This is a genomic window from Pseudomonas sp. Irchel s3h14 (genome assembly GCF_900187425.1).
GTDB lineage: Bacteria > Pseudomonadota > Gammaproteobacteria > Pseudomonadales > Pseudomonadaceae > Aquipseudomonas.
In genome coordinates this window covers 340,607-357,057 of the sequence record NZ_FYDJ01000005.1, presented here as the reverse complement: position 1 = coordinate 357,057, position 16,451 = coordinate 340,607, and the positions used below count along the sequence as shown (strand labels likewise).

Below are 16,451 nucleotides of genomic sequence, written 5' to 3'. Positions count from 1 at the left end.
TCAGACCCGAGCAGCGGTCACGGCTGCCGAACCCCAAGTGGTTCTCCAGCGACGTTTCACGCCGTGCAGACCGAACCAGGCCAGAACGCCAAGGCTGGCGAACAACCACAAGGCCAGTTGATAGCTGCCGGTGCTTTGCTTGATCGCGCCCATGCCCGCAGCCAGTGCAAATCCACCAATACCGCCGGCCATGCCGATCAAACCGGTCATAACACCGATCTCGCGACGAAAACGCTGCGGCACCAATTGGAAAACGGCGCCGTTACCGGCACCCAAACCGAGCATGGTGCAGACGAAAAGTGCCAGTGCCGCGTAGGAGCTCGGCAGATTGAAACCCACCGCTGCGATGCAGAGCGCCGCCACCGTGTACATCCCCAAAAGGGTGCGAATGCCACCGAAGCGGTCAGCCAGAGCGCCGCCCAACGGACGCATCAAACTGCCACCGAACACGCAGGCGGCGGTGTAGTAACCGGCGGTCACCGGGCTGAGGCCATATTGGTCGTTGAAATAGCCGGGCAGGGCGCTGGCGAGGCCGATGAAGCCGCCGAAGGTCACGCTGTAGAAAAACATGAACCACCAGCTGTCGCGGTCGCCCAAGGCCTTGAAGTAGTCGGACATCGACTTGGCTTTTGGCCGCTCAGGCGCGTTTTTGGCCAGCCAGGCGAAGACGATGATGGTCAGGATCAGCGGGATCAGGGCGAAGCCGAACACGTTGCTCCAGCCAAATGCAGCGGCCAGTACCGGGGCGATCAGTGCGGCGAGCACGGTGCCCGAGTTACCGGCACCGGCGATACCCATGGCTTTGCCTTGGTGTTGTGGCGGATACCATTGCGAGGCCAGCGGCAGGGCGACGGCGAAGGACGCGCCGGCCATGCCGAGGAACAGGCCCAGCAGCAGTGCTTGCTCGTAGCTGTGGATGCCGTGTTTCCAGGCGACGAACAGGGCGCAGATGACGATCACCTGGCCGATTATCCCGGCGGTTTTTGGCGACAGGCGATCAGCCAGCAGGCCCATCGCAAAGCGCAATACGGCCCCGGCCAGAATCGGCGTGGCCACCATCAGTCCGCGCTGTTGGGTGGTCAGCTGCAGATCAGCGGCGATCTGCACCGCCATTGGGCCGAGCAGGTACCAGACCATGAAACTCAGGTCGAAATAGAGGAAGGCCGCGAACAATGTCGGGGTATGGCCAGATTTCCAGAAGCTTGAATTCATCGCGCACCTCAGCTGTTAGGAGTCTCGAGAAGGAGTCATGAGCTTGCAGGTGGGGCGCCGCATCGGCCGCACCACCGGCCCCGGTCTGTGGGGCCAAAACAAAAAAACGCCGCCACCGGATTCGCCAAAGGGCAAATGAGGTGAGCGACGTCTTTGTCGTAGGTGGGGCAACCGCCGTTGGTTACCTGTAGTGATTACCTAGCGAGATCTGTGCCACATTCATGCTGATCGTTCCCACGCTCTGCGTGGGAATGCCGCCATGGACGCTCTGCGTCCGCTTCGAGCTGTGACGCAGAGCGTCACGGGATGCATTCCCACGCGGAGCGTGGGAACGATCGTTGGGGGGGAGTTAGCCGAGTAGTTCGCTCATGGCAATGATCTGCTCCGCCACCTGAATCAGCTTCTGCTGCCGGCTCATGGCCTGGCGGCGCATCAGGGTGTAGGCCTCTTCCTCGTTGCAGTCCTTCATTTTCATCAGCAGCCCTTTGGCCAGCTCGATACGCTTGCGCTCGGCCAATTGCTGGTCACGGGCGTTGAGTTGGGCGCGCAGGGCCTGGTCGCTTTCAAAACGCGCCATGGCCACGTCGAGAATCGGCTGCAAGCGCTGTGCGTGGATGCCTTCGACGATGTAGGCACTGACCCCGGACTTGATCGCCCGACGCATCACATCGGGGTCATGTTCATCGGTAAACATCACGATCGGCCGCGGTTGATCGCGGCTCACCAGCACCACTTGCTCCATCACATCGCGGCTCGGTGACTCGGTATCGATCAAAATCACGTCCGGACGCACCGTTTCGACGCGCGCGGGCAGGTCGATGGTCAGACCCGACTCGTCGATCACCTCGAACCCGGCTTCGGTCAGGGCCGCCTTCAGGCGACCGACTTTCTTCGCGGTGTCGTTGATCAGCAGGATACGCAACATATTCGTAGTCTCCTGTCAGCGGCTGGCGAGAAGGGGTGAGCTGTCGCTCATGGCGTGCAGTTTGAAACTTCGGGCATAGCCGGCGGGGTCCAGGCCATCCCAGACCTTGCCGTCGATCAACTGGCTGCTGCGCATTGGCTGATCACTCGCGGCCACACCTACAGCGGTGGCGGCCTCTCGATACAAGTCTAGTTGCTGGACCTGTCGGGCCACGCCGAGGTAGTCCGGGTCGTCGCGCAACAAACCCCAACGACGAAACTGAGTCATGAACCACATGCCATCGGACAGATACGGCAAGTTGACCTCGCCACCACCATGGAAACGCAGCGCGTGCGGGTCCTGCCAGCGATGACCCAGGCCATCGGCGTAGTCACCGAGCAACCTCGGTTCGATGCAGTCGAGTGGCGCGTCGAGGTATTGCGGGGCGCTCAACAGCTTCGCGGTGCTGCGGCGATTCTCGGTACTTTCTTCGATGAAGCGGCTGGCTTCGAGGATCGCCATCACCAGCGCCCTTGCGGTGTTGGGGTATTGCTCGACAAAGGCGCGGGTGCAGCCGAGGACTTTTTCCGGATGATCGGGCCAGATGGTCTGGGTGGTTGCCATCGTGAACCCCAGATTTTGCTGCACCGCACTGGCGGACCACGGCTCGCCGACACAGAAACCGTCGATGCGCCCGGCTTGCAGGTGCGCGACCATTTGCGGCGGCGGCACGACCACGCTGTCGACGTCCTGCAACGGGTGGATGCCCTGACTCGCGAGCCAGTAATACAGCCACATGGCGTGGGTACCCGTAGGAAATGTCTGGGCGAAGGTGAGTTTTGGGCGACTTTGGTGCACGTGCCGTTCCAGTGCTTCAGGACTGGTCACGCCTAAAGTCTGTAAGCCATGGGAAAGGTTGATGCTCTGGCCATTCTGATTCAGGCCCATGAGCACCGCCATGTCGGTCGACGCGACACCGCCGATGCCCAAATGCACGGCGTAGATCAAACCGTACAGGCTGTGGGCGGCGTCGAGTTCGCCACTGACCAGTTTGTCCCGCAGGTTGGCCCAGGACGACTGGCGCTTGAGGTTCAGGGTCAGGCCATAAGGTTGGGCGAAGCCCTGCGTGGCCGCGACCACTACCGAGGCGCAGTCGCTCAGGGCCATGAAGCCGAGGTTGATTTCGGTCTTTTCCGGGGCATCGCTGCCGTTGACCCAGGCCAGAGGGTTGGCTGGAACTTCAATCATCAGTAAACACCTTCCATAAAAAAGCGCCGGACCGGGCTGCTTGCCAGAGCAAGGCCAAGTGACGACGCCTTTGTCTTTCGACTCATCCCGCCGTTGGCATGAGTGCTGATGTCAGTGACGGTGCAAGGCATATGCCATCGCACGCTGATTTTGTCGCGCGCCTCGCCTGCAACCCCGATGCCCGGCTATAATCGCCGCCACTTTTCGTAGCCCAGAGTCAAACCCGCCCATGTACACCCTGGCCCGTCAGCTATTGTTCAAACTTTCCCCGGAAACCTCCCACGATCTGTCCCTGGACCTGATCGGCGCGGGCGGGCGTTTGGGCCTCAACGGCTTGCTGTGCAAGGCACCGGCGAAAATGCCGGTGACCGTCATGGGCCTCGACTTCCCGAACCCGGTGGGTCTGGCGGCGGGTCTGGACAAGAACGGCGCGGCCATCGACGGTTTTGCGCAATTGGGTTTTGGCTTTGTCGAGATCGGCACCATCACTCCGCGTCCGCAGCCGGGCAACCCGAAGCCACGCATTTTCCGTCTGCCGGATGCCGAGGCGATCATCAACCGCATGGGGTTCAACAACCTCGGCGTCGATCACCTGCTGGCCCGAGTGGCGGCGGCCAAGTTCAAGGGCGTGCTGGGCATCAATATCGGCAAAAACTTCGATACCCCGGTTGAGCGGGCGGTAGATGACTACCTGATCTGCCTGGACAAGGTCTATGCCCACGCCAGCTACGTGACGGTCAACGTCAGCTCGCCGAACACCCCGGGCCTGCGCAGCCTGCAATTCGGCGATTCGCTGAAGCAGTTGTTGGCCGACCTGGCCACGCGCCGCGCAGAACTGGCGCTGCGCTACGGCAAACATGTACCACTGGCGATCAAGATTGCGCCGGACATGACCGACGAAGAAACCGCTCAGGTCGCGCAAGCGCTGATCGAAACCGGGATGGACGCGGTGATCGCCACCAACACCACCCTGAGCCGCGTCGGTGTAGAAGGCATGGAGCATGGTGACGAGGCGGGCGGTTTGTCCGGCGCACCGGTTCGCGACAAGAGCACCCACACTGTGAAAGTGTTGGCGGCCGAGTTGGCCGGTCGCTTGCCGATCATCGCCGTGGGCGGTATCACCGAAGGCAAGCACGCGGCTGAGAAAATCGCTGCGGGTGCCAGCCTGGTGCAGCTCTATTCCGGCTTCATCTATAAAGGCCCGGCGCTGATTCGTGAATCTGTAGACGCCATCGCCGCTTTGCGCTGATCCCCCGTAGGAGCACGGCTTGCCGGCGATGGCGTCCTTGAGATCGCCATCGCCGGCAAGCCGTGCTCCTACAAGGGATTGTGTTTGGCCAGAGAGCGGGCATAAAAAAGGGCTCCTCGAAGGAGCCCCTGGGCCGAAGCCCGCCGCCCGGATGGGGCGTGCGTGGTAAGTCGTTACGTAATCAGATTGTCGTGTCGGAGTGTGTGCCCTGTGTTAGCCGACGGCGTGAAGTTCGTTGAGTCTATGGATTCCCGCAGTGCCGGTCATACCGTCCCAGTTGTCGCCGCGTCCTTCTCGCCAGCCGTTAATCCAGGCTTGGCGTACCGACGGTAGAGTAAATGGGCAAAGCTCACGGGATTTGCCACCAACGCCATATTGATATCCGCGCAAAAATGCTCTTTCCAACGGATCACGCTTAAGTCTTCTCATAGGGTGTTGCCCTCACTTGTTGACTGTATTTATCGCGTCGACCTCAATCGAGGTCTGGCAGAAAAACTCCTGCCGTTGGGGCTCGCTGCCGGCGTCGCGAGCCAAGGTGTTGACGTCATTGCGGCGTCAACCTGTATTGAGTTCTAACCAATGCGTCACATCGAGGGAATGATCGTTTTGTCATAAGGATGTAACGATAAAGATGGTATGGCGATAAGTAACACGATGTTGTCCCGTGTTTATTGGCAAAACCCCGGTATGATCAGCCCCGCGCTGCATGATGGGTTTAATCCTTTAGTGAGAATGCCTCCTGTTGAGCAGGGGGACTATTCGACGAAGGGTCGACTTATGACATTTTGTTGCATCAACTTTTTTATCTGTCTTTGCATCTAAGCTCTTTTAACCCGAGCTTGCAGGGGTGGGACGGCACACCTTCGTGCCACGCGGGCGCTCTTTTAGAAAAGCGCCTGATTGAAAACCGGGCCGGCAATGCGTTGCCGGTTCACTTAGCTAAAGGCTCTGGAATTACCATGTCCGATCGTTTCGAACTCTTCCTCACTTGCCCCAAAGGCCTTGAAGGCCTGCTCATCGAGGAAGCCATCGGGCTCGGCCTTGAGGAAGCGCGTGAGCACACCTCTGCCGTGCGCGGCATGGCCACCATGGAAACCGCTTATCGCCTGTGCCTGTGGTCGCGTCTGGCGAACCGGGTGCTGCTGGTGCTCAAGCGTTTCCCGATGAAAGACGCCGAAGACCTTTATCACGGCGTGCTGGATATCGAGTGGCAAGACCACATGCTCAACGATGGCACCCTGGCCGTCGAGTTCAGCGGTCACGGCTCGGGCATCGACAACACCCACTTCGGCGCCTTGAAGGTCAAGGACGCCATCGTCGACAAGCTGCGCACGCCGCAGGGCGACCGTCCGTCCATCGACAAGCTCAACCCGGACCTGCGCATTCACCTGCGCCTGGACCGTGGCGAAGCGATTCTGTCCCTCGACCTCTCCGGCCACAGCCTGCACCAGCGCGGCTATCGCTTGCAGCAGGGTGCGGCGCCGCTGAAGGAAAACCTCGCGGCCGCCATCCTGATCCGTTCCGGCTGGCCACGCATTGCGGCCGATGGCGGCGCGCTGGCTGACCCGATGTGCGGTGTCGGTACGTTCCTCGTCGAAGCCGCGATGATCGCCGCCGACATGGCGCCGAACCTGCGTCGCGAGCAGTGGGGCTTCACGGCCTGGCTCGGGCACGTCCCGGCGCTGTGGAAAAAGCTTCACGAAGAAGCCACTGAGCGTTGCGCGGCTGGTCTGGCCAAGCCACCGCTGTGGATTCGCGGTTACGAAGCCGATCCACGCCTGATTCAACCGGGCCGCAACAACGTTGAACGTGCCGGCCTGAGCGAGTGGATCAAGATCTACCAGGGCGAAGTCGGGACGTTCGAGCCACGTCCGGACCAGAACCAGAAAGGCCTGGTGATCTGCAACCCACCGTACGGCGAACGTCTGGGTGACGAGGCGAGCTTGCTCTATCTCTACCAGAACCTCGGCGAACGTCTGCGTCAGGCCTGCTTGAACTGGGAAGCCGCGGTATTCACCGGCGCCCCGGACCTGGGTAAGCGCATGGGCATCCGCAGCCACAAACAGTATTCGTTCTGGAACGGCGCGTTGCCGTGTAAGTTGCTGCTGATCAAAGTCACGCCGGACCAGTTTGTCACCGGCGAACGCCGCACCCCGGAACAGCGTCAGGTCGAGCGCGAACAAGTTCGAGCCGAAGTCGAAGTCGCAGACAACGACGTAGCACCCGGCAAGTACGAGAAGTACAACAAGAACGGCAACCCGATCAAACCGGCACCGGTAGTGATCGAGCAGCCGCGCTTGAGCGAAGGCGGGCAGATGTTTGCCAACCGTCTGCAAAAGAACCTCAAGGCCCTCGGCAAGTGGGTCAAGCGTGAAGGCATCGACTGCTACCGCGTCTACGATGCCGACATGCCGGAATACTCCATGGCCATCGACCTGTATCAGGATTGGGTCCACGTCCAGGAATACGCCGCGCCGAAATCCATCGATCCGGAAAAAGCCTCGGCGCGCATGTTCGATGCCCTGGCCGCCATTCCGCAGGCTCTGAACATCGACAAGAGCCGCGTGGTGGTCAAGCGTCGCGAGCGTCAGAGCGGCACCAAGCAGTACGAACGCCAAGCGGCACAGGGCAAGTTCGTCGAGGTCAACGAAGGTGGCGTGAAGCTGCTGGTGAACCTCACGGATTACCTCGACACCGGGCTGTTCCTCGATCACCGGCCGATGCGCATGCGGATCCAGAAAGAGGCGGCCGGCAAGCGCTTCCTCAACCTGTATAGCTACACCGCAACCGCCAGTGTTCACGCAGCCAAGGGCGGCGCGCGCAGCACCACCAGCGTCGACCTGTCGAAAACCTATCTGGACTGGGCGCGTCGCAACCTGTCGCTGAACGGTTTCTCCGAGAAGAACCGTCTGGAGCAGGGCGACGTGATGGCCTGGCTCGACGCCTGCCGTGACGAGTACGACCTGATCTTCATCGATCCGCCGACGTTCTCCAACTCCAAGCGCATGGAAGGGATCTTCGACGTGCAGCGTGACCAGGTGCAATTGATCGACCTGGCCATGGCGCGTCTGGCCCCGGGCGGCGTGTTGTACTTCTCTAACAACTTCCGCAAATTCCAGCTCGAGGAAAACCTCACCGAGCGTTATGCCGTAGAAGAAATCACCGCCCAGACCATCGATCCGGATTTCGCCCGTAATGGCAAGATCCACCGTGCCTGGAAAATCACGGCTCGTTGACACTTGAAGGGATTGGATCCACAGAGCCTTGATTTTTAAAGGCTCTTGGCTTCTTTCTGTGCTGGTCAAATTGATGGCTAATAGCTATAACTCAACGCATGGCCAATGGGCTTTCCCGCACCTGGCGTTTTGAGTTGCGTCTATGTCGTTGCACGCCGTGCGCCCGAAGATCCTGGGTTTTATCAGTGAAGATGTCTCGGCCTGGCTGGTCGCATTGCTGGTATTGGTTGTCGGCGGGATTCTCACGGGATTGCTGGCGTGGTCGACGCTGAATCTGTTTCACCATCAATTGCGGCAACGTTTCCAACTGCTGGCCAGTGAACGTTACAGCCGTATCGAAGAACGCTTCGAAGATCAGGAGCAGCGCCTCGATGGCCTGCGCCGGTTCTTTGCCAATTCCGATTCGGTCTCCCGCGCGGAGTTCGACGGTTACACCCAACCGCTGCTGCACCGGACTCAGGCCTATTCCTTCGCCAAGCGGGTAACCGGTGTCGAACGAGCAGAATTTGAACGCCAGGTGCGTACAGAGGGTTTACCCGAGTTCACCCTGCGCGAACTCAATGCCGACGGCCAACTGCAACTGGCGGCCGAACGGGATGAGTATGTGGCGGTGCTGTATAGCCAGACCCAAAGCAAACTGGGTTCGCCGCTGGGCTACGACTTGTGGGCTCAACCCTTGCGCCGTGCCACCCTTGAACGGGCCGATCAGCACGGCGGCATGGCGGTATCGCAGCCGATGCATCTGGTCAGTATCGAACCGGCCTATGCCCGTGGCGTGCTGCTGGTCGCACCGGTGTTGCTGCGCAATAGTCCGGCTACGGCGGGGGTGAAACCGTACGGTTATGTCATGGCTGTGATCAGCATGCATCAGTTGCTGGCGGACGGGCTGCCGGAGGCGGGCCGTGACTATCTTTCGGTGCGCATCCTCGACTTATCCACAGACGATCAGCACGAAGTGCTTTATGAGTCCCCCAACACCTCAGCCCCCAGTGAGTTGGCCGCGACCCGGCTGCTACGGCTTGCCGACCATAACTATCAAGTCGACATTCAGCCCAGCGATGCCTTCCTGCGAGCCAATCACTCTTCGGTGACCACCCTGGTGGTGCTGGGCAGTTTGCTCAGTCTGTTGCTCAGTGCCTTGCTCTATGTGCTGGTCAGTCAGCGTCAACGGGCGCTGAAAATGGTCGAGCAACGAACCCAGGAACTGCGCGCCCGCGAGCAGGAGTTGCGCGGCACCCATGGCCAGTTGCGCGGCGTGCTGAATGCCGCGACCCAAGTGGCAATCATCGCCACTGACCTGCGCGGGGTTATCCAAACCTTTAATGCCGGTGCCGAGCAAATGCTTGGCTACACCAGCACCGAGGTGGTGGGCCACATGACCCTGGAAAACCTGCACCTGCCCCGGGAACTCCTCGCACGTTCGGCGGAGTTGAGCGCGCGTTATGGCAAACCGATTCCGACCTGCCAGGCGATGTTGGTCGAGGGCGGCGAGGAGGGCGGTCACGAAGCGCGGGAATGGACGCTGTTGCGTAGCGACGGCAGCCATTTGACGGTGAACATGCTGGCGACCCCGGTCCTCGACGAGCAAGGCTTGTGGGTCGGGCACCTGGCGATCTGTATCGACATCACTGAACGCAAGCGGGTCCACGAGGCCCTGGCGGCACGGGACCTGTTGTTGAAGAAACTCAGCGCCCATGTGCCCGGCGGGATCTACCAATTCAAGATGGAGTTCGATGGGCGCTTCAGCGTGATCTACGCCAGCGACGGTATTCGCGAGATCTACGAACTTGAACCGGATGTGCTGTTGTTCAACGCCGAAGCGATTTTCACGCGGATTCATCCGCAGGACACCACCCGGGTCCGCGCTTCGATCCGGGCGTCGGCGGACACCCTCAGCCCTTGGCGCGAGGAATACCGCGTGCAGTTGCCCCTGCGCGGCCTGCGCTGGGTTCGTGGCGAGGCGACGCCGGAGGAATTGCCCGGTGGCGGCGTGCTCTGGCACGGCTATGTCTCGGACATCTCCGACTTGAAACGGGTGGAAGAAGAACTGCGGGCGCTATCGATCACCGATTCTTTGACCGGGATCCACAACCGCCGCTATTTCCAGGAACGCCTGACCACCGAAATGGTCCGGGTCGAACGCGGTGGCGGCGAACTGTCGGTGATCATGCTCGATATCGACCACTTCAAACGCATCAATGACCAGCATGGCCACGCTGTCGGCGATCGGGTGTTGCAGATCGTGTGCGAACGCATCGGCCATCGGCTGCGACGCACCGACGTGTTCTGTCGCCTGGGTGGCGAGGAGTTCATGGTGCTTTGCCCGGACATCAACGGCGAGCATGCCCATGTCCTGGCCTTGCAGCTTTGGCAAGGGTTGCGCAGTTCGCCGATCGAAGGCGTCGGGACAGTGACCGCCAGTTTCGGGATTGCCAGTTGGCGAGTCGGGGAGGGCGCGGATGCGCTGCTGCTGCGGGCGGATTCGGGGGTGTATGCGGCGAAACAGGCCGGTCGGGATCGGGTAGAAGGAGAGATGAACTAGAGCTGGCAGCCTGATCGTTCCCACGCTCTGCGTGGGAATGCCTCTAGGGACGCTCTGCGTCCAGTGACGCGGAGCGTCACGGGCTGCATTCCCACGCGGAGCGTGGGAACGATCAGGTTGGGGGTTAGAGCACCGAAGCCGTTTCCGGCAGTTTTGGCTGGCGATACAGGTCCAGCAGCACCTGATCCAGCACCGACGAAGCACCAAACGGTGCCTTGTCGTTGAGGATCGCCACCACCGCCCAAGTGTTGCCGTTGATGTCGCGGCTGAAACCGGCAATCGCCCGAACCGTATTCAGGGTGCCGGTCTTGACGTGGGCTTCACCGCGCATTGCAGTGGTCTTCAGGCGTTTGCGCATGGTGCCGTCGGTGCCGGCAATCGGCATCGAGCTGATGAACTCGGCCGAATACGGGCTTTTCCAGGCCGCTTGCAGCATGCCGGCCATTTCACGCGCACTCACCCGTTCCGCACGGGACAGACCGGAGCCGTTTTCCATCACCAGATGCGGCGCGGTGATGCCTTTCTTCGCCAGCCACTGACGCACGACACGCTGTGCAGCCTTGGCATCGTCACCGTCGGCCTCGGTGCGGAACTGCGCGCCCAGGCTCAGGAACAGCTGCTGGGCCATGGTGTTGTTACTGTATTTATTGATGTCGCGGATGATTTCCGCCAGGTCCGGCGAGAAGGCCCGAGCCAGGACCTTGGCATTTTTAGGTGTTGGCGCCAAACGGTCCACGCCCTGAATGCTGCCGCCCAGTTCCTTCCAGATTGCCCGCACAGCGCCCGCGGTGTAGGTCGCGTGGTCGAGCAGCGACAGGTAAGTCTGGGAGCTGCAACCCTCGCCCAACTGGCCGCCGACCGTCACGGTCACGCTGCCATCGGCCTGGGTCACCGGGTTGTACCGCACGCCACCGGTGCATTGCTTGGAGTTGACGGCTTTGACCTGGTTTTCGATGCGAATGGTGGCAATCGGCGGTTCCACCGACACCAGCACTCGGCCGTTGTCGTTACGCGCCACAAAACGCAGGGCCTTGAGGTTGACCATCAGCGCGTCAGGTTTGACCAGGAACGGCTTGTTATCGTCATTGCCGTCGTCGTTGAACTGCGGCAATTGCGGCTGTACGAAGAAATTGCGGTCCAGCACCAGGTCGCCAGTGATTTGCGTCACACCGTTGGCGCGCAGGTCACGCATCAGCAACCAGAGTTTTTCCATGTTCAGCTTCGGATCGCCGCCACCTTTGAGGTAGAGGTTACCGTTGAGGATGCCGCCGCTGAGCGTGCCGTCGGTGTAAAACTCGGTTTTCCACTGGTGGTTCGGGCCGAGCATTTCCAGCGCAGCGTACGTGGTGACCAGTTTCATGGTCGAGGCCGGGTTGACGGAGACGTCAGCGTTGAAAATGGTCGGGGTGCCAGGGCCGTTGAGCGGGATCATCACCAGCGACAGGGCGTTGTCCTGCATCTTGCTGGCCTTGAGGGCTTTTTCAACATTGGGCGACAGCGCGGTGTTGATCGGGGCGGCGGAAACAGAGAAGGCCAGCGGGAGCAGAAAACCGGCCAGTAACAATGGACGCAAAGATTTGATCATGTGAAATAAAACCCTACAGCCGAGGGGGAAAAAAACGAGGGCATGAAGATAAATTCCCTCAGTGGTCATGAAAGTGTCGGCATTATGCCCCAAGGTGTAGCAGCTTGTGCCGTGCCCTGGCCTTCTAATCCGCTATTTTTTACCGACGGTAGGGCTTGCAACCCAGAGAGACGGGCAATCGGCGCCTTAAACTGCTAAAGTGCCGCCCGTTATTACTTATGAGGATTGTTCCAATGGCGACTAACCGTTCCCAGCGTCTGCGCAAAAAACTGTGCGTCGATGAATTTCAAGAGCTGGGTTTCGAACTGAACCTGGATTTCAAAGAAGATTTGGCTGATGAAGCCATTGATGCTTTCCTCGACGCGTTCCTGAAAGAAGCCATGGAAGCCAACGGTCTGGGCTATGTTGGCGGCGACGACTTCGGTCTGGTTTGCCTGCAGAAGCGTGGCTCGGTGTCCGAAGAGCAGCGTGCCGCTGTTGAAGCCTGGCTCAAAGGCCGCAGCGAACTGACTGAAGCAACCGTCAGCCCGCTGATCGACGTCTGGTACCCGGAAAAGCCGATCAATCCGGTAGCTTGATGTTGTAAAAAACGGCGACCCAAGGGTCGCCGTTTTTTTTTGCCTGCTTTTGTAGGAGCATGGCTTGCCCGTGATGGCGCGCCTGAGATCGCCATCGCGGGCAAGCCTTGCTCCTACAGGGCCTTGCGCCAGTTCAGAATCACCATCGTTAGAACCCCCGCCACAATCCCCCAGAACGCCGAACCGATGGAAAACAGCGTCAGCCCCGACGCCGTGACCATAAAGGTAATCAGTGCTGCCTCACGTTCCTTCACCTGGCTCATCGCAATGCTCAAGCCATTGATGATCGAGCCGAACAGCGCCAGTGCCGCAATCGACAGCACCAGCTCTTTCGGCAGCGCGGCAAACAGCGCCGCCAGCGTCGCGCCGAACACCCCGGCGATCCCGTAGAAAATCCCGCACCAGACGGCCGCCGTGTAGCGCTTGTTGCGATCCTCATGGGCATGCGGCCCGGTGCAAATCGCCGCGCTGATGGCCGCCAGGTTGATCCCGTGGGAACCGAACGGCGCCAGCAGCAACGAAGCGATGCCGGTGGTGGTGATCAGTGGCGAGGCCGGCACGGTGTAACCGTCGGCGCGCAGCACGGCAATGCCGGGCATGTTCTGCGAGGTCATGGCCACCACGAACAGCGGGATGCCGATGCTGATGGTCGCGGCGAGGGAGAAGTGCGGTGTGGTCCAGACCGGCGTCGCTACTTCCAGGTGGAAACCGCTGAAATCCAACAGGCCCATGAATCCCGACAGTGCCGTGCCGATCAACAGCGCGGCGAGTACCGCATAACGCGGCGACAGGCGTTTGACCACCAGATAAGTGAAGAACATGCCCAATACCAGCGCGGTGCGATGCTGCGCGGCGACGAAGATTTCGCTGCCGATCTTGAACAGAATCCCCGCCAGCAGGGCGGCGGCCAATGACGCCGGAATCTTTTTCACCAGCCGTTCGAAGCTGCCGGTCAAACCACAAATGGTTACCAGGATCGCGCAAGTAATGTAGGCGCCGATGGCTTCTCCGTAGGTCACGCCGCCCAGGCTGGTAATCAGCAACGCCGCGCCGGGGGTCGACCAGGCAATGGTGATCGGTGTGCGATAACGCAAAGACAGGCCGATCGAGCACACCGCCATGCCAATCGAGATCGCCCAGATCCACGACGAAATCTGCCCGCTGGTCAGGCCCGCCGCTTGCCCGGCCTGGAACATCAGGACCAGCGAGCTGGTGTAACCGGTCATCATCGCGATGAAGCCGGCGACGATCGCAGAAGGCGACGTATCGGCCAAAGGGCGGAGCTGCGTGTGCGTGATGTCGTTCATGACAGCGGTGTTCCTTGTTCTGGTGGTCCCTTGTAGGAGCCGAGCTTGCTCGCGATGGCGATTTAACATTCAACATTAATGTTGACTGACCCTCCGCCATCGCGAGCAAGCTCGGCTCCTACAGGGATCGTGTTCGGGCTGCGGATTCTGCGTTCAAGCCTAAACTCAAAAGTAACCAGTCGTTGCAATACAGCGGAAGTGACAAACAGCCGTACAGTCGTGTTGCCACCCTCCATTGTGTACAATCGCGGTGTTTTTTACGCGATACTTGCCAGCGACCCACTGTGCCGTATTACAGTCACGGTCAATTCGCCGCAGTTCTTCCGACTCGAGTGCTCATGAACGAACAGTTGCAACCCCTAAAGAAACAACCGCGAGCAGGCAAAGCCGGCCGCAGCGGTACCCAGGACGATATTGTCTACGCGCATATCTTCGAGGCCATCCTCGAACAGCGTCTGGCGCCCGGCACCAAGTTGAGCGAAGAAGCGCTGGGGGAAATTTTCGGGGTCAGTCGCACCATCATTCGCCGCGCGCTCTCGCGCCTGGCCCATGAAGGCGTCGTGCTGCTGCGTCCGAATCGTGGCGCTGTCGTCGCCAGTCCAAGTGTCGAAGAGGCTCGCCAGGTGTTCATGGCCCGGCGTCTGGTGGAGCGAGCGATCACTGAATTGGCGGTGCAGCACGCCACAGCCGAGGAGATTGCCGACTTGCGCCAGATGGTCAACGACGAGCGCGACAGCTTCTCCCGTGGCGATCGTGGCGCCGGTATTCGTCTGTCGGGCGAATTCCACTTGAAGTTGGCCGAAGCGGCGAAAAATGCTCCGCTGATCAGCTTCCAGCGCAGCCTGGTGTCCCAGACGTCGTTGATCATTGCCCAGTATGAAAGCGGCAATCGCTCCCACTGTTCCTACGACGAGCACACCCAGCTGATCGACGCCATCGAAGCGCGCAACGCTGAGCTGGCGGTGGACCTGATGATGCATCACATGGATCACATCGACAGCAAACTCAACCTCGACGAAGAAAGTGCGTCGGATGATTTGCATGCGGTGTTCTCGCATTTGTTGCAGACCAAGAAGCCAGGGCGGCCAGTCGCGAAGCTCTGAAGTACCGATGATAAAAAATCCCCCGCAGCCTTCCGGTTGCGGGGGATTTTTTTTGAGTATCAGATCGTTCCCACGCTCTGCGTGGGAATGCAGCCCGTGACGCTCCGCGTCACTGGACGCGGAGCGTCCCTAGAGGCATTCCCACGCAGAGCATGGGAACGATCAGCGCGCAAAGATCTTAACGCTGATGCACCTGATTCCCCGCCGCATACGTCTGCAACACCGTCCGGTCATCCCCAAGCGTCATCAACACAAACAACGTTTCGGCAATGTTATTGGCCTGCTTCAAGCGATAGCTGAGCAGCGGCGTGGCGTTGTAGTCCAGCACCAGGAAGTCCGCATCAGTGCCCGGTTGCAGGGTGCCGATCTTGTCTTCCAGACGCAGCGCACGCGCACCACCGAGGGTGGCCAGGTACAGCGATTTGAACGGGCTCAACCGTGCGCCTTGCATCTGCATGACCTTGTAGGCTTCGTTCAAGGTTTGCAGCAGCGAGAAACTGGTGCCGCCACCGACGTCCGTACCGAGGCCGACATTCAATTTGTGCTTCTCGGCCATCGGCAGGTTGAACAGGCCGCTGCCGAGGAAGAAGTTCGACGTCGGGCAGAAGGCGATCGCCGAGCCGGTTTCCGCCAGTCGCGCGCACTCGTCATCGCACAGGTGCACGCCGTGGGCGAATACCGAGCGCTCGCCGAGCAGTTTGTAGTGGTCGTAGACGTCCAGGTAGCCCTTGCGCTCCGGGAACAGCTCCTTGACCCACTCGACTTCCTTGAGGTTTTCGCTGATGTGAGTCTGCATGTACAGGTCAGGGAATTCGCTGAGCAACTGACCCGCGAGGGTCAGCTGTTCCGGGGTGCTGGTCGGGGCGAAGCGCGGGGTGACCGCGTAGTGCAAACGGCCCTTGCCGTGCCAGCGTTCGATCAGTGCCTTGCTTTCGACATAGCTGGATTCGGCGGTGTCGGTCAGGTAGTCCGGCGCGTTGCGGTCCATCATCACCTTGCCGGCGATCATCCGCAGGTCCAGCTGTTCGGCGGCCTCGAAGAACGAGTTCACCGATTGCGGGTGCACGCTACCGAAGACCAGCGCGGTGGTGGTGCCGTTGCGCAGCAGTTCCTTGATGAAAATTCCCGCGACTTCGTCAGCGTGAGCCTTGTCGGCGAACTGGCTTTCGCATGGGAAGGTGTAGGTGTTGAGCCAGTCCAGCAGTTGTTCGCCGTAGGCGCCGACCATGCCGGTTTGCGGCAAGTGAATGTGGGTGTCGATGAAGCCCGGGGTGATCAGCGCGTCCTGATAATGGGTGATCTCGATGTCAGCCGGCAGGGTCGGCAGCAAGTCGCTGGCGTGACCAAGGGCGCTGATCTGGCCGTTATCAACCACCAGCAGGCCATCTTCGAAATATTCATAAGAGGCTTCAATACCGACTTCGGCAGGATCAGCGATGCTGTGCAGAATGGCGGCGCGGTAGGCTTTGCGAGTCAGAGGCATAAAA

12 protein-coding genes are annotated in these 16,451 nt (G+C 60.3%); 5 read left to right on the top strand and 7 right to left on the bottom strand.

Features of this window, described 5'->3' with window-relative positions; all coding sequences use genetic code 11:
* From CKW16_RS13245 to CKW16_RS13235, 3 genes are all read right to left on the bottom strand, one after another.
* Nucleotides 1-1,212, bottom strand: coding sequence for a NarK/NasA family nitrate transporter (locus CKW16_RS13245; RefSeq protein ID WP_095128793.1), 1,212 nt, complete (start codon nucleotides 1,210-1,212; stop codon nucleotides 1-3).
* A 349-nt stretch (nucleotides 1,213-1,561) separates the two neighbouring features.
* Nucleotides 1,562-2,137, bottom strand: a complete 576-nt coding sequence (locus tag CKW16_RS13240; RefSeq protein WP_095128792.1) for an ANTAR domain-containing response regulator — start codon at nucleotides 2,135-2,137, stop codon at nucleotides 1,562-1,564.
* Between the two features lie 15 nt (nucleotides 2,138-2,152).
* Nucleotides 2,153-3,364, bottom strand: coding sequence for a CmpA/NrtA family ABC transporter substrate-binding protein (locus CKW16_RS13235; protein ID WP_095128791.1), 1,212 nt, complete (start codon nucleotides 3,362-3,364; stop codon nucleotides 2,153-2,155).
* 229 nt (nucleotides 3,365-3,593) lie between these two features.
* Here CKW16_RS13235 and CKW16_RS13230 point away from each other — a divergent pair, with 229 nt between their 5' ends.
* On the top strand, nucleotides 3,594-4,613 hold the full coding sequence (locus CKW16_RS13230; protein ID WP_095128790.1) for a quinone-dependent dihydroorotate dehydrogenase: 1,020 nt from the start codon (nucleotides 3,594-3,596) through the stop codon (nucleotides 4,611-4,613).
* 213 nt (nucleotides 4,614-4,826) lie between these two features.
* On the opposite strand, the gene rmf is transcribed toward CKW16_RS13230, so the two are convergent.
* Complete coding sequence (gene rmf / locus CKW16_RS13225) at nucleotides 4,827-5,042, bottom strand: ribosome modulation factor (RefSeq protein ID WP_003223300.1); 216 nt, start codon at nucleotides 5,040-5,042, stop codon at nucleotides 4,827-4,829.
* 530 nt (nucleotides 5,043-5,572) lie between these two features.
* Between rmf and rlmKL the strand changes: the two genes are divergently transcribed.
* Both rlmKL and CKW16_RS13215 read left to right on the top strand, forming a co-directional pair.
* Nucleotides 5,573-7,849 carry a bifunctional 23S rRNA (guanine(2069)-N(7))-methyltransferase RlmK/23S rRNA (guanine(2445)-N(2))-methyltransferase RlmL gene (rlmKL, locus tag CKW16_RS13220; protein ID WP_095128789.1) on the top strand — a complete coding sequence of 759 codons (2,277 nt, stop codon included), beginning with the start codon at nucleotides 5,573-5,575 and terminating at the stop codon, nucleotides 7,847-7,849.
* A gap of 142 nt (nucleotides 7,850-7,991) precedes the next feature.
* Nucleotides 7,992-10,391, top strand: a complete 2,400-nt coding sequence (locus CKW16_RS13215) for a diguanylate cyclase (protein WP_095128788.1) — start codon at nucleotides 7,992-7,994, stop codon at nucleotides 10,389-10,391.
* A 124-nt stretch (nucleotides 10,392-10,515) separates the two neighbouring features.
* Here CKW16_RS13215 and dacB read toward each other — a convergent pair whose 3' ends face one another.
* A complete protein-coding gene (gene dacB, locus CKW16_RS13210) occupies nucleotides 10,516-11,976 on the bottom strand; it encodes a D-alanyl-D-alanine carboxypeptidase/D-alanyl-D-alanine-endopeptidase (RefSeq protein WP_095128787.1) in 1,461 nt (486 codons plus the stop codon).
* 233 nt (nucleotides 11,977-12,209) lie between these two features.
* Between dacB and CKW16_RS13205 the strand changes: the two genes are divergently transcribed.
* Nucleotides 12,210-12,554, top strand: coding sequence for a YggL family protein (locus CKW16_RS13205; protein ID WP_007896965.1), 345 nt, complete (start codon nucleotides 12,210-12,212; stop codon nucleotides 12,552-12,554).
* A gap of 113 nt (nucleotides 12,555-12,667) precedes the next feature.
* Here CKW16_RS13205 and CKW16_RS13200 read toward each other — a convergent pair whose 3' ends face one another.
* Nucleotides 12,668-13,861 (bottom strand): benzoate/H(+) symporter BenE family transporter, encoded by a 1,194-nt coding sequence (locus tag CKW16_RS13200; protein ID WP_095128786.1) that lies wholly within the window; start codon nucleotides 13,859-13,861, stop codon nucleotides 12,668-12,670.
* Between the two features lie 338 nt (nucleotides 13,862-14,199).
* Here CKW16_RS13200 and CKW16_RS13195 point away from each other — a divergent pair, with 338 nt between their 5' ends.
* A complete protein-coding gene (locus tag CKW16_RS13195) occupies nucleotides 14,200-14,964 on the top strand; it encodes a GntR family transcriptional regulator (RefSeq protein WP_095128785.1) in 765 nt (254 codons plus the stop codon).
* Nucleotides 14,965-15,142: 178 nt separating this feature from the next.
* On the opposite strand, the gene guaD is transcribed toward CKW16_RS13195, so the two are convergent.
* On the bottom strand, nucleotides 15,143-16,447 hold the full coding sequence (gene guaD, locus CKW16_RS13190; RefSeq protein WP_095128784.1) for a guanine deaminase: 1,305 nt from the start codon (nucleotides 16,445-16,447) through the stop codon (nucleotides 15,143-15,145).
* Between the last annotated feature and the right edge of the window lie 4 nt (nucleotides 16,448-16,451).

What these genes read in the sequence shown, in the direction of transcription:
- rlmKL (WP_095128789.1), top strand. Translation starts at nt 5,573, where the DNA reads ATGTCCGATCGTTTCGAACTCTTCCTCACTTGCCCCAAAGGCCTTGAA.
- CKW16_RS13235 (WP_095128791.1), bottom strand. Translation starts at nt 3,364, where the DNA reads ATGATTGAAGTTCCAGCCAACCCTCTGGCCTGGGTCAACGGCAGCGAT.
- CKW16_RS13230 (WP_095128790.1), top strand. Translation starts at nt 3,594, where the DNA reads ATGTACACCCTGGCCCGTCAGCTATTGTTCAAACTTTCCCCGGAAACC.
- rmf (WP_003223300.1), bottom strand. Translation starts at nt 5,042, where the DNA reads ATGAGAAGACTTAAGCGTGATCCGTTGGAAAGAGCATTTTTGCGCGGA.
- CKW16_RS13240 (WP_095128792.1), bottom strand. Translation starts at nt 2,137, where the DNA reads ATGTTGCGTATCCTGCTGATCAACGACACCGCGAAGAAAGTCGGTCGC.
- CKW16_RS13215 (WP_095128788.1), top strand. Translation starts at nt 7,992, where the DNA reads ATGTCGTTGCACGCCGTGCGCCCGAAGATCCTGGGTTTTATCAGTGAA.
- guaD (WP_095128784.1), bottom strand. Translation starts at nt 16,447, where the DNA reads ATGCCTCTGACTCGCAAAGCCTACCGCGCCGCCATTCTGCACAGCATC.
- dacB (WP_095128787.1), bottom strand. Translation starts at nt 11,976, where the DNA reads ATGATCAAATCTTTGCGTCCATTGTTACTGGCCGGTTTTCTGCTCCCG.
- CKW16_RS13200 (WP_095128786.1), bottom strand. Translation starts at nt 13,861, where the DNA reads ATGAACGACATCACGCACACGCAGCTCCGCCCTTTGGCCGATACGTCG.
- CKW16_RS13205 (WP_007896965.1), top strand. Translation starts at nt 12,210, where the DNA reads ATGGCGACTAACCGTTCCCAGCGTCTGCGCAAAAAACTGTGCGTCGAT.
- CKW16_RS13245 (WP_095128793.1), bottom strand. Translation starts at nt 1,212, where the DNA reads ATGAATTCAAGCTTCTGGAAATCTGGCCATACCCCGACATTGTTCGCG.
- CKW16_RS13195 (WP_095128785.1), top strand. Translation starts at nt 14,200, where the DNA reads ATGAACGAACAGTTGCAACCCCTAAAGAAACAACCGCGAGCAGGCAAA.